At 73.2% G+C, this 12518-nt stretch carries 9 protein-coding genes and 1 pseudogene; 3 read left to right on the forward strand and 7 right to left on the reverse strand.

What is annotated here, in order from left to right; translation table 11 throughout:
• Nucleotides 1-17 precede the first annotated feature (17 nt).
• The 6 genes from ACWGJ5_RS01825 to ACWGJ5_RS01850 all read right to left on the reverse strand — a co-directional run bounded on the left by ACWGJ5_RS01825 (nt 18) and on the right by ACWGJ5_RS01850 (nt 7338).
• On the reverse strand, nt 18-1121 hold the full coding sequence (locus ACWGJ5_RS01825; RefSeq protein WP_453308256.1) for an XdhC family protein: 1104 nt from the start codon (nt 1119-1121) through the stop codon (nt 18-20).
• Entirely contained in the window at nt 1114-2241 is a 1128-nt protein-coding gene (locus tag ACWGJ5_RS01830; RefSeq protein ID WP_453308257.1) for a vWA domain-containing protein, read from the reverse strand. Before ACWGJ5_RS01830 ends, ACWGJ5_RS01825 begins: the two co-directional genes overlap by 8 nt.
• A 389-nt stretch (nt 2242-2630) precedes the next feature.
• The gene (locus ACWGJ5_RS01835) at nt 2631-3506 is read right to left on the reverse strand and encodes an AAA family ATPase (protein WP_453307818.1); all 876 of its coding nucleotides are present in this window, start codon (nt 3504-3506) and stop codon (nt 2631-2633) included.
• A gap of 15 nt (nt 3507-3521) precedes the next feature.
• The gene (locus ACWGJ5_RS01840; RefSeq protein ID WP_453307819.1) at nt 3522-4376 is read right to left on the reverse strand and encodes an FAD binding domain-containing protein; all 855 of its coding nucleotides are present in this window, start codon (nt 4374-4376) and stop codon (nt 3522-3524) included.
• Nucleotides 4373-6850, reverse strand: a complete 2478-nt coding sequence (locus tag ACWGJ5_RS01845) for a xanthine dehydrogenase family protein molybdopterin-binding subunit (RefSeq protein ID WP_453307820.1) — start codon at nt 6848-6850, stop codon at nt 4373-4375. The genes ACWGJ5_RS01840 and ACWGJ5_RS01845 overlap by 4 nt, the downstream gene beginning before the upstream one ends.
• Nucleotides 6847-7338, reverse strand: coding sequence for a (2Fe-2S)-binding protein (locus ACWGJ5_RS01850; protein ID WP_453307821.1), 492 nt, complete (start codon nt 7336-7338; stop codon nt 6847-6849). The genes ACWGJ5_RS01845 and ACWGJ5_RS01850 overlap by 4 nt, the downstream gene beginning before the upstream one ends.
• Nucleotides 7339-7716: 378 nt before the next feature.
• Here ACWGJ5_RS01850 and ACWGJ5_RS01855 point away from each other — a divergent pair.
• Both ACWGJ5_RS01855 and ACWGJ5_RS01860 read left to right on the forward strand, forming a co-directional pair.
• Nucleotides 7717-8404, forward strand: a pseudogene (locus ACWGJ5_RS01855) (GTP-binding protein); the annotation flags it as partial.
• An 82-nt stretch (nt 8405-8486) separates the two neighbouring features.
• Nucleotides 8487-10355, forward strand: a complete 1869-nt coding sequence (locus ACWGJ5_RS01860) for a cellulase family glycosylhydrolase (protein ID WP_453307822.1) — start codon at nt 8487-8489, stop codon at nt 10353-10355.
• A gap of 64 nt (nt 10356-10419) precedes the next feature.
• On the opposite strand, the gene ACWGJ5_RS01865 is transcribed toward ACWGJ5_RS01860, so the two are convergent.
• Entirely contained in the window at nt 10420-11673 is a 1254-nt protein-coding gene (locus tag ACWGJ5_RS01865) for a YncE family protein (protein WP_453307823.1), read from the reverse strand.
• 151 nt (nt 11674-11824) lie between these two features.
• Here ACWGJ5_RS01865 and ACWGJ5_RS01870 point away from each other — a divergent pair, with 151 nt between their 5' ends.
• Complete coding sequence (locus tag ACWGJ5_RS01870) at nt 11825-12487, forward strand: TetR/AcrR family transcriptional regulator (protein ID WP_453307824.1); 663 nt, start codon at nt 11825-11827, stop codon at nt 12485-12487.
• Nucleotides 12488-12518: the final 31 nt, after the last annotated feature.

Consider the following 12518-nt stretch of genomic DNA (forward strand, 5'->3'; position numbering starts at 1 on the left):
GGCTCCTTCCGGAATCGTCAGGCGGCGGGCGGGTGGATGGCTCCGGCGGTGGTGGTCAGGGGCGCGCCGCTGCCGCCCCAGCGCAGCGCGACGATCTCGGCGGCGACGGACACGGCGACCTCCTCGGGCGTACGGGCCCCCAGGTCGAGCCCGAGCGGTGAACGCAGCCTGGACAGCTCGGCCTGCGTCAGGCCGGCCTCCTCGAGGCGTTCGAGTCGCTCCTCGTGGGTCTTCCGGCTGCCCATCGCGCCGACGTAGGCGGCCGGGCGGCGCAGGGCCTCCTGCAGCAGCGGCACGTCGAACTTCGGGTCGTGGGTGAGGACGCAGAGCACGGTGCGGTCGTCGGTGTCCGTGCCGGCGAGATAGCGGTGCGGCCAGTCGACCACGACCTCGACGGCCGCCGGGAACCGTTTGGGTGTGGCGAAGACCGGGCGGGCGTCGCACACGGTGACCCGGTAGCCGAGGAAGTCGCCGATCCGCGCCACGGCCGCCGCGTAGTCGATCGCGCCGAAGACCAGCATGCGCGGCGGCGGGGCGAACGACTGGAGGAACACGGTGACGGCGTCCTCGCGGCGCTCGCCGTGCGGCCCGTAGTGCCGCAGGGCCGAGGCGCCGAGCGCGAGTTCGCCGCGCGCGTCGGCGGTGACGGCGACGTCGAGGCCGCTCGTGCCGAGCGTGCCCGCCGCCCGGTCCGGCCAGACCACGAGCGTGGCGCCGCGCGGCGCCGGTCCGTCCACCACCGTGGCCACGGTCACCGGCTCGCCCCCGGCGACCGACGCGGCGACCGCGCCGAACGCCGGGTCCGACTCCGGGGTCACCGGCCGCACCAGCAGGGTGATCTCGCCGCCGCAGGTCAGCCCGACCGCGAACGCGTCCTCGTCGCTGTAGCCGAAGGTCGCGAGGCGCGCCTCGCCGCTCGCCACGACCTCCTGGGCGAGCTCGAACACCGCGCCCTCCACACAGCCCCCGGACACGCTCCCCACGACCTCGTCCTCCGGGCCCACCGCCATGGCGGCACCGGGGCCGCGCGGCGCGCTGCGGCTGACCGCGACGACCGTGGCCAGCCCGAACGGGATCCCGGCCGCGTGCCAGTGCGCCAGCGCCGGCAGGATGTCACGCACCATCCGCTCCTCTCACCGGGGCCGCGGCGCTCTGCGCACCGCGCACCACCGCCGCCAGCCGCTCCAGCGCCGCCAGGCTGTGCCCCGCGACGAAGGCGTCCACGCTGGGCAGCGCCGCCGCCATCCCCGCCGCCAGCGGCGCGTAACCGGGGCGGGCCTTGCGGGGGTTGGCCCAGACCACCTGGTGGGCCAGGGCGTGCAGCCGCCGCATCTGCTGCCCGAGCAGCTGCGGATCGCCGCGCTCCCAGCCGTCCGAGAGCAGCACGACGATCGCGCCGCGCGCCATCCCGCGCTGCCCCCAGCGGTTCAGGAACTCGCGCACCAGCTCGCCGAGCCGGGTGCCGCCGCGCCAGTCGGGCACGGCCGCCGCGACGGCCGCCATCGCCAGGTCGGGGTCCCGGTGCGAGAGTTCGCGGGTCACCCGGGTCAGCCGGGTGCCGACGGTGAACACCTCCGTGCGGCCCGCGCGCACCGCCGCGTGCGCGAACCGCAGCAGCGCGTCGGCGTACGGCGCCATCGAGCCGCTCACGTCGACGAGCAGCACCACTCGGCGGGGCCGCTCCACGCGCGCGTGCCGGCGCAGCCGGGCCGGTTCCCCGCCCTGCCGCAGCAACTCCCGTACGGTGCGCCGCGGGTCGACCTCGCCGCGCCGGGCGGGCCTGCGCCGCGCCGAGCGACGCGCCTGCCCCTCCAGGGCGAACGCGGCGAGCAGACGGCGCAGTTGGGCCCGATCGGCCGGGCCCAGCGCGGCGAAGTCGCGGTGCCGCAGCACCTCGGCCGAGCTGGCGAGCGCGGCGACCGGTGGACCCGGCGGCTCCCCCTCGCCCGGCGTACGAGGGCCGGTGGGCGCCTCCCGGGCGACGAGCCGCAGCCGGGGCGGGGGAGCGGCACGCACCGGCCGACGGGGCTGCTCGCCGGCGCCGCCGAAGTACGCGGCGAAGACCCGCTCGTACCGCTCCAGGTCGTCGTGCCCGCCGCACAGCGTCGCCCGCCCCGCCCAGTACACGTCCGCCCGCACCCCCGGCCGCAGGGCGGCCACGGCCCGCAGGAAGGCGTGCAGCCGCTCGGTACTCGCCCCGACACCGGCCGCCCGCAACGCCCGCACAAAACCGACCAGCACGGCGTCCGCACCGAGGCGTCCGGCGTCTGTCCCGAGGTGGCCCGGTCCGGTCCTCGGATGTTCGGCGTCTGTCCCGAGCCTCTCGGCGTCCGGGCTGCGGTGTCCGGGGTGGGTGCCGGAATGTTCGGTATCCGTCCCGAGGGGCTCGGCGCTTGTTCCGAGGTGTTCGGCGCTCGCCGCGAGGCGTTCGGCGTCCGCTCCTGGGCGTTCGGCGTCTGCCGGGCGCTCGTCGCCGCTCGCCGCGAGCCGTGCGCTGTCCGGCCCGCGGGATTCCGGGCCCGTCCTGGGCCGTTCGGTTTGCGTCCCCGGCCGTTCGGCGTCGCTTTCGTGCCGTACGGCGTCCGCTCCCCGCGGACGGCCTGTCCCGTTACCGGTCGTGCCCACGGCCGTCACCCGCCCCGGGCCGCGAGGACCGCCGCGAGATCGAGCCCCCGTGCCCGGTCCGTGTCCTCCCGGTACTTCAGCACCGAGCCCAGCGTCGCCACCGCCAGCTCGGCGTCCACCTCGCTCGCCCCCAGCGCGTCCAGGGCCTCGGCCCAGTCGAGGGTCTCGGCCACCCCGGGCGGTTTGAGGAGGTCGGCGCCCCGCAGTGCCTGCACCAGAGCCGTGACCTGCTCGGCCAGCCGTGCCGACACCCGAGGCAGCCGACGGCGCACGATGGCGAGTTCGCGGGCGAAGGAGGGATGGTCGAACCAGTGGTACAGGCACCGGCGTTTCAGCGCGTCGTGCACCTCGCGGGTGCGGTTCGAGGTCAGCACGGCGACCGGAGGGTGCTCGGCGCGCAGCGTGCCCAGCTCCGGGATGGTCACCGAGTACTCGGACAACAGCTCCAGCAGGAACGCCTCGAACTCGTCGTCGGCCCGGTCGATCTCGTCCACCAGCAGCACCGACGGCTGGGTCTGGAGGGCCTGCAGCAGCGGCCGGGCGATGAGGAACCGGCGGTCGTACAGCTCGCCCTCCAGCCGGTCCGCGTCCGTGATCCCGGCCGCCTCGGCGGCCCGCAGGTGCAGCAGCTGGCGCGGGAAGTCCCAGTCGTACAGGGCCTGTGATGCGTCGATGCCCTCGTGGCACTGCAGTCGGATCAGCGGCGCGCCGAGCGCCCCGGCGAGGGCGGAGGCGAGCGCGGTCTTGCCCACGCCCGCGTCGCCCTCGCAGAACAGCGGCCGGTGCAGCCTCAAGGCCAGGAAACAGGTGACGGCCAGCCCTTCGTCGACGAGGTACCCCGTCTCCTCCAGGCGGGCCCGCACCTGCTCCGGGTCGTCCATCCGGGTGATCGGCGCTCACCCCATTCCGGTGGCGGTCAGCACCGCCCGCCTGGTCAGCACCCGTGCCAGGTGCTGCCGGTACTCGGGCGAGGCGGACAGATCCTGTGCCGGCCGGGTCCCCTCCGCGGCCGCCTCGGTGGCCCGGGCCACGGCCTCCGGGCCGTCGGCACCGGCCAGCGCCTCCTCGGCCGCGGTCGCCCTGAGCGGCGTCGCCCCCATGTTGGTCAGCCCGACGCGTGCCTCGGCGATCCGCCCGTCGTCGCGCCGTACCAGCGCCGCGACGCCGACGATGGCCCAGGACTGGGCGACCGGGTGGAACTTCTCGTAGTGGAAGTCCCAGCCGTCCGACTTCGGGATCCGCACCTCCAGCAGCAGTTCGTCGTCCGCGAGCGCCGACTGCAGGTAGTCCACGAAGAACTCGCGCGCGGCGACGGCACGGCGCCCGGCGGGACCGGCCACGACCAGTTCGGCGTCCAGGGCGAGGGCCACGGCGGGCAGGTCTCCGGCCGGGTCGGCGTGGGCGAGCGAGCCGCCGAGGGTGCCCCGGTGCCGGACGGCCGGGTCGGCCACCGTGGCCGTCGCCTCCGCCAGCAGCCCGGCGTGCCGGCGCACCAGCGGGTCGTGCACCACCTGGTGGTGCGTGGTCATCGCGCCGATGACGAGCGTGTCACCGTCCTCGCGGACCCCGCGCAGCTCGGGGATCCGGCCGACGTCCACGAGCAGTTCCGGGAAGGCCAGTCGCAGCCGCAGCAGCGGTAGCAGGCTCTGCCCGCCGGCCAGCACCTTGGCCTCGTCGCCCGCGTCGGCGAGCGCGCGTACCGCCTCGTCGACGCTGTCCGGACGGGTGTACTCGAACGCGGGGGGAATCATGCCGGACCCTCCTCACCCGGCTGGCCGTACTGACCGAGCTCGCCCGACCGGGCCGCCTGGCCGGACTGCCCGGACCGGGCCGGACCCGTCCCGCCGGTCCCGCCGGCCGCGCCGGACCGCGCCTCCTGGATCGCCTGCCACACCCGGTGCGGCGAACACGGCATCCGCACGTCCCGCACCCCGAGCGGCCTGAGCGCGTCCACGACGGCGTTGACCACGGCGGGTGTCGACGCGATCGTCCCCGCCTCGCCCACGCCCTTGACACCGAGGGCGTTCGAGGCCGCCGGTGTCTCCGTCCGGTCGGTCACGAAGTCGGGCAGATCGGCCGCCGACGGCACGAGGTAGTCGGCCAGGGTGCCGGACAGGAGGTTGCCGTCGTCGTCGTACACGGCCTCCTCGTACAGCGCCTGCGCGATGCCCTGCGCGAGCCCGCCGTGCACCTGGCCCTCGACGATCATCGGGTTGACGACCCGGCCGACGTCGTCGACGCAGACGTACGACCTGATGCGCGTCCGCCCGGTCTCCGTGTCCACCTCGACCGCGCACAGGTGGGTGCCGTGCGGGTAGGAGAAGTTCTCCGGGTCCACGACGTGCTCGGCGTTGATCGTGGGCTCGACGCCGTCGGGCAGGTCGTGGTTGGTGAACGTCTCGAAGGCGATCTCCTGGATGGTCCTACGTGCTTCCGGCGAGCCCTTCACGGAGAAGACCCCGTCGCTGAACTCCAGGTCCTGCTCGCTCGCCTCCAGCAGATGGGCGGCGACCTTCCGCGCCTTCTCGACGACCGTCTTCGCGGCCCGGTGCACGGCCTCGCCGCCGACGGCCAGCGACCGCGAGCCGTAGGTGTCCATGCCCTGCGGGGCCGCCCTGGTGTCGCCGTGCACCACCTCGACGTCCTCGAAGGGCACGCCGAGCACGTCGGCCGCGATCTGGCTCCAGCAGGTCTCGTGGCCCTGCCCGTGCGGGCTGGTGCCGGTGACGACCTCGACCTTGCCGGTGGGCAGCATGCGGATGCTCGCCGCCTCCCAGCCGCCGGCGCCGTACCTGAGGTCGCGGAGCACCCGGCTCGGCGCGAGCCCGCACATCTCGGTGTACGTCGACACGCCGATGCCGAGCCGTACCGGGTCGCCGCGCTCGTTGCGCTTGTGCTGTTCGGCGCGCAGGTCGTCGTAGCCGAACAGGGCGAGCGCCTTGTCGGTGGCCGCCTCGTAGTTGCCGCTGTCGTAGGTCAGTCCGGCGATCGAGGTGTACGGGAACTCCTCGTGCCGGATCCAGTTCCGGCGTCGCAACTGCACCGGATCCAGGCCGAGTTCGGCGGCCAGCTCGTCCATGATCCGCTCGATGGCGAAGGTCGCCTCGGGGCGCCCGGCACCGCGGTAGGCGTCGGTGGGCGTGCGGGTGGTGAACACCCCGGTGCAGGTGAACTCGTAGGCGTCCATCTTGTAGATCCCCGGGTACATGAAGGCGCCGAGGATCGGGATGCCGGGGGTGACGAGCATCAGGTAGGCGCCCATGTCGGCGAGCAGGTCGACCTTCAGGCCGAGCAGGACGCCCTCGCGGGTGGCGGCGATCTCGACGTCCTGGATCATGCCGCGGCCGTGGTGGGTGGCGAGCGCGCCCTCGGAGCGGGACTCGGTCCACTTCACCGGCCGGCCGAGCTTGCGGGCGAGCGCGAGCGCGAGGGCCTCCTCGCCGTACACCTGGAGTTTGGAGCCGAAGCCGCCGCCGACGTCCGGGGCGATCACCCGCAGCTTGTGTTCGGGGATGCCGGTGACCGTGGACAGCATGATCCGCAGGATGTGCGGGATCTGGGTCGCCGAATGGACGGTGTACTCGCCGGAGGCGGCGATCGGGGTGACGACGACCGCGCGCGGCTCCATGGCGTTGGGGATCAGCCGCTGCTGGTGGTAGCGGCGCTTGAGCGTCACCTCGGCGCGGTCCCGCACCGCCGCGAAGCTCTCGCCGGTGGCGAGCGGCCAGGTGTAGCAGCGGTTGGTGCCCTTGTCGGTGTGGACCAACGGGGCGCCCTCCGCCAGCGCGGCCTCCAGGTCGAGGACCGGGGGCAGCGGGTCGTAGTCGACCTCGATCGCCTCCAGGGCGTCGGCGGCCGCGTACCGGTCGCGGGCCACCACGACCGCCACCGGGTCGCCCGCGTAGCGGACCTCGTCGACGGCGACCGGCGGGTGGTCGGGCAGCACGATGTCCTCGGTCACCGGCCAGGCGCAGGGCAGCGAGCCCAGCCCCTCGGCGAGGTCGGCGCCGCTGAACGCCGCGACGACATTGGGGTATTCGAGGGCGGGGGAGACGTCGACGCGGGTGACGCGGGCGTGGGCCATCGGGCTGCGCAGGATCGCCAGGTGCAGCAGTCCGGCCACCTGGATGTTGTCGGTCCAGTTGGTCTGGCCGGTGATCAGCCGGGCGTCCTCCTTGCGCAGCCGGCGGCGCCCGACCTCGCGTTCGACGGCCTGGTCGGTCATGCCGTGACCTCCTCGGCAGGCTGATGGGCCGGTTGCCCGGACGCGGCGAGCACCGCGCGGACGATGTTCTGGTAACCGGTGCAGCGGCAGAGGTTGCCCTCCAGGGCCTGCCGGACCTCGTCCGCCTCGGGGTGGGGGTTCTCGCGCAGCAGGTCGCGCGCCGCCATGATCATGCCCGGGGTGCAGTAGCCGCACTGGAGACCGTGCTGTTCGTGGAAGGCGCGCTGCAGCGCCGTCCACTCGCCGTCCTTCGCCAGCCCCTGGACCGTCGTCACCGCGCAGCCGTCCGCCTGGACGGCGAGCACCGAGCAGCTCTTCACGCTGGTTCCGTCCAGGTCGACCGTGCAGGCGCCGCAGTTGGAGGTGTCGCAGCCGATCGGGGTGCCGGTGAGGCCGAGACGGTCGCGCAGGTAGTGGGCCAGGAGGAGACGGGGTTCCACTTCGTCCTCGTACGTCGTGCCGTCCACGTTCACCGAGATGTGGGTCATGGGCCCTCCAGACCGTGCGGGAGAGGGTTTTCAGCCAGGGATTTTGGGCCGCCGGACGTGATGTACGTCACCCTACGACCGCACCCTGGTCACGGCGAGTGCTGCGACGGGCATTTGTTGAGCGTTAATCCATTGCCGCCGGGGCAGCGGTCGGTCGGCGGGCCGGATCCGCCGACGCCGGGTGTGGGGCGAGGTGCCGATACTGGTGCGGCGGGCCCGGCTGCCGGTGGTCGGCCGCGGGGCCGGCTGCGGACGGTCGTGCGCGCGGTCCGGCCACCGATGGCCGGGTACGCGGTCCGGGCGCGGGGGACTGCGCGGAGGGGCGGGCCTCCGGTGTCCGGGTTACGGGCGTGGTGACCCACGGCCGTGGGGGCGGGGACCTCCGTGTCCCTCTGCGGCGGGGCGCAGAAGAAGGTGATCCAGGCGACCCTCGCCGAGGGGTGCGGCCTGGACGTCTGCTTCCGCGAGACGACGATCCTGTGCATCGAGCGGCCGGTCGGCACCGGTCACGCGGTGGAGTCCGACAAGAAGGACCCCAGCCTGTTCCTGGCCACCGTCGGTCTGCGCGTCGAGCCCGGGCCGCCCGGCTCCGGTGTGGAGTTCCGCCTGGAGGCGGAGCTGGGCTCGATGCCGTACGCCTTCTTCAAGGCCGTCGAGGGCACCGTCCGCGAGACCCCTGGCCAGGGGCTGCACGGCCGGCAGGTCCCGGGCCGCTCGATCATCATGACCCACTCCGGCTACTCGTCCCGCCAGAGCCACGCCCACCAGGGGCTCGACAAGAGCATGTCGAGCACGGGTTACGGCTTCCAGGGCCTGACCCCGACGGCCCAGGCGGAGGCGCTGCGCCGGGCCGGCATCCGGGGCGGGGCGCCGTGCCGGCCGTGCGGGTGCACGAGCTGGAGCAGCGGCTGCCCGGGCTCACCGGGGCGAGGGGGGGCTGGGGACGGCCTTCGGCCACTACGCGCCGGTCACCCGCGGCCCGGTCCCGGAGCGGCCGCGCACCGACCACGGCCCGCTGAACCGGAAGGAGTGCCTGTGCAACCTGACACGGCGGTCGGGGGGCTGATCAACCTGGCTGACTGATAGTCAACTTACTGGAGAGTCAGAAGGTATTGACGCCGCCCGGACCCGACCGGACTGTGGTGGGCATGCCGAATATCCGGGTGCGTCTGCTGGTTGTTCTGGTCGTCCTCTGCGGATTCCTGACGGTGGCGGGCCGCCCGCCCGCCACCGCCGCCACCCCAGCCCTCCCCGCCGACTCCCTCTGGTTCGACGGCGCCCCGCTCACGGTGCAGGGCGGCCGCTTCACCGACGGCCAGGGGCGCGAGATCGTCCTGCGCGGCTACAACGTCTCCGGCGAGACCAAGCTGGAGGAGAACGGCGGGCTGCCCTTCGCCTCGGTGGCCGACGCCGGGAAGTCCGCGACGGCGCTGCGCGCCCTCGGCGGCGCGAACACCGTACGGTTCCTGCTCTCCTGGGCCCACGCCGAACCCGTGCGCGGTCAGGCCGACACCGGCTACCTGGCCGCGGTCACCGAGCAGATGCGCGCCTTCCTGGACGCGGGCATCCGCGTCTTCCCCGACTTCCACCAGGACCTGTACTCCCGCCACCTGTTCGACGGCGGCAGCTGGTACACGGGCGACGGTGCCCCCAAGTGGGCGGTGCAGGCGGGGAGTTACCCGGCCGAGTCCTGTGGCATCTGCCTCTTCTGGGGTCAGAACATCACCCAGAACGCCGCCGTGCAGCAAGCTCAGTACGACTTCTGGCACAACGCCTACGGCCTCCAGGACGCCTTCCTCGCCACCGCGCAGACCACCATGGCCTACCTCCGGCAGCACCTGAACGCCGACGAGTTCGCGGGCGTCGCGGGACTCGACCCGTACAACGAGCCCTACGCGGGCCGTTACGACTCCGGGAAGACCTCCCGCACCTGGGAGAAGGACCTGCTGTGGCCCTTCTACGAGAGGTTCCGCGCCCGCATGGACGCCGCCGGCTGGCAGGACAAGCCCGCCTTCGTGGAGCCCAACCTCTTCTGGAACGCCAACATCTCCACCCAGAAGCAGGAGGGCGGCCTGCTGGACGCGGGCACACTCGGCCCGGGTTATGTCTTCAACACCCACTTCTACGACCAGAAGGCCATCTCCGGCATCCTCATGTGGGGAAAGGCAGCCGACGGCCAGTACGCCTCCGACTTCGCCACCGTGCGCGACCGCGCCGCGGCCGCCGGGACCGCGGCCGTGGTCGGCGAGTTCGGCCACCCGCTGTCCGGGACGGTCTCCGACAAGGCGCCGACCGTCCTGAAGGCCATGTACCAGGCCCTCGACTCCCGTGTCCCGGGCGCGAGTTGGTGGACGAAGCCGGCCGCGTCCGGCCCGGTGCTCTCCGGCACCCAGTGGCAGTGGGACCTCTACAACGGCCGGCACCACGAGCTGATGAACGGCAACCCCGGCAAGGTGCTCACCTCCGGCGACGCCTGGAACGACGAGGACCTCTCCGCCGTACGCCTGGACGACTCCGGGAACGTCACCCTGCGTCAGGACGCCCGCCTGCTGGACCGCCTCTACCCGAGTGCCACGGCCGGCACGGCCCTCGCGTTCACCTACGAGGACCGTTCCCGCGACGGCTCCACCACCCTCACCTGGAACCCGGTGCCGTCCGCACTGCCCAACGTGGCGAAGCTGGTGGGCTCCGGCCGGTACGGGCTGCTGGTGTGGCGCTCCGGCGACGGCGGCGCACCCACCGAACTGCATCTGCCGGCATCCTTTTCCACCGCGTCCACCACCGTCGTCTCCGACCTGGGCACGGCGTACGCGCCGCCCGCCTACACCGGCGCCGCCACCCCGGTCGCCGTCGCCCCCGAGCCGGGCGGCACCGGCAGCCGGCGCCTGCTGCTCAGCGACACGGACTCCGGCGCCCTGCACTACGCGCTGGTGACCAACGGGGCCACGGCGCCCTCGGCGGGCCTGCTGGCCGCGGCGAAGTCCGAGCTGGCCGCGTGGGCGGCGGCGCACTTCTGAGCTGCCGGGCAGGAGCCGTACGGCCCCCGGGAGGAGTGGGGTCACCCCGGGGGCCGTACGGCGCTCAACTCCCGGACGGACCGGTCCAGTCTGCCTGGACGTGTCCCAGCCGGACGCGTTGCGGATGGTCGCCCACCGGCACGGACAGCACCTTCTGGCCGGTGGCGAAGTCGATGGCCGTGACCTGGTCGGCGCCGGCCTCGGAGATGACGCAGTCCTTGCCGTCGCCGCTCACGGTCGCCCAGTAGGGCGTGGAGGCGGTGATCAGCGGGCCGACGTCGAACGAGGCCCGGTCGACCACGGTGGCGTAGTTGTCCATCGTCCCGGCGACGCACAGCTTGGTGCCCTCGGGGTTCATCGAGATGCCGTGGTGGCGCGAGTCCAGCAGCCAGGTGGTGCGGTCCGGGTTGGTCGCGGGGTTCTCCGGCAGCGTCTTCACCCGGGTGATCCTGTCGGCGGCGACGTCGTACTCCAGGAAGCCGTTGAAGAACGACACCTGGAAGTACAGCTTGGACCAGTCGGGGGTGAAGGCGGCGGGCCGGACGGCGTCGGAGAAGTCCTTCAGGCCGATCGCGTCCAGCCGCTGCCGCATGTCGATCGTCCTGACCTGCTTGAACGTGGTCGCGTCGACGACGGTGATGTGCCGGTCGCCCTTGGTCCAGTCCCAGCCCGGGGCGTCGAGGGAGGTGGTCACCTCGCCGATGGACATGTTCCAGATGTACTTGCCGCCGTTCGTGAAGAAGTTCTCGTGCGGCTTGTCGCCGGTGCCGAACTCGCCCAGTTCCCTACCGGTGTCGATGTCGAGCACCTGCACCTTGTTCGCGGTGGACGCCGAGACGGCGACGCGGGTGCCGTCGGGTGAGACCGCCATGTGGTCGGCGCGGTAACCGGCGACCGGGAAGCGCCAGTTGATCCTGTCGGTGGCCAGGTCGACGGAGACGACGTCGGCGAAGCTGGGCCGGGAGACGACCACGGACTTTCCGTCGGGCGTGGAGTACATGTCGTCCGCGTACTGGTCGTGTCCCTCGCCGACCTCGTTGCGGATGGACGTGTAGTAGATCCACTTGATCGGGTCGGCGTTGATCTCGGCCAGTCGCTCCGCCTTGTCGGGGACGACGTTGATCCGGCCGATCTTCGCGAAGTCGCCGGAGGACTTGATGACATCGGCGGTGCCGTCCCAGTTGTTGCCGACGAACAGCACCTCGCGCAGACCGTCGGAGGTGCCGCTCGCGGCGGAGGCGGCGGTCGCCGGGCCGGCGACGGTCAGGACGAGGGCGGCGACCACGGAGCACAGGTGCCTGGTTCTGGAGGCAGGCATGACTGCTCTCTTTCCTCGGGGGGATGTGCGGAGAATCTGAACACGGGCGCATTCACAGTGAACTTACTGAAAAGTAAGGAACGAACGGCCTTCGCGACAAGATGTGTGCACGACAAGATTGGGTGGCCGGTGGGCGGACGGAGGGGGAAAGGTGACGGGCAGGCTCAGGGCGCCGACGGGCCGCTACGGCGGCAGGTCCGCCGAGGAACGGCAGGCCGAGCGGCGACGACGTTTCCTGGACGCGGCCCTGGAGCTGTTCGGCGGCGCACCCGGCTACCGGGGCGCGACGGTCGCCGCGCTGAGCCAGGCCGCCGGCCTGTCGACCCGTCAGTTCTACGAGGGGTTCCGCACCCTGGAGGACGTCCTGGCCGCGCTGCACCTCCAGGTCAACGACTGGGCCGAGCAGGCGGTGCTGGACGCCCTCGCCACGGCGGACGGGGTGCCGCTGGCCGAGCGCGCCGGCGTGCTCTTCCGGGCCTACGCCCGCGACGTCACCTCCGACCCGCGCCGCATCCGCATCACCTTCGTGGAGATCGTCGGCGTCAGCCCCCGCCTGGAGGAGCAGCGGCTGGCCCGCCGGGCCCGCTGGATCGACCTCATCCGCGCGGAGGCGGACGCGGCCGTGGCGCGCGGGGAGGCGGCGCCCCGCGACTACCGCCTCGCCGCGACGGCCTTCGTCGGCAGCGTCAACGGCCTCCTGCACGACTGGAGCGCCGGCTGGGTGGACGCCACGCTGGACGAGGTGGTGGACGAGCTGGTCCGGCTGCTGCTCTGCATCCTGCGCCCGGAGGGCTGGCGGCCCCGGCCCGCGTGACACGGGCGCTGCCCGGATTGTCGGCCCAGGT

The organism is Streptomyces sp. NPDC054783, assembly GCF_053611725.1.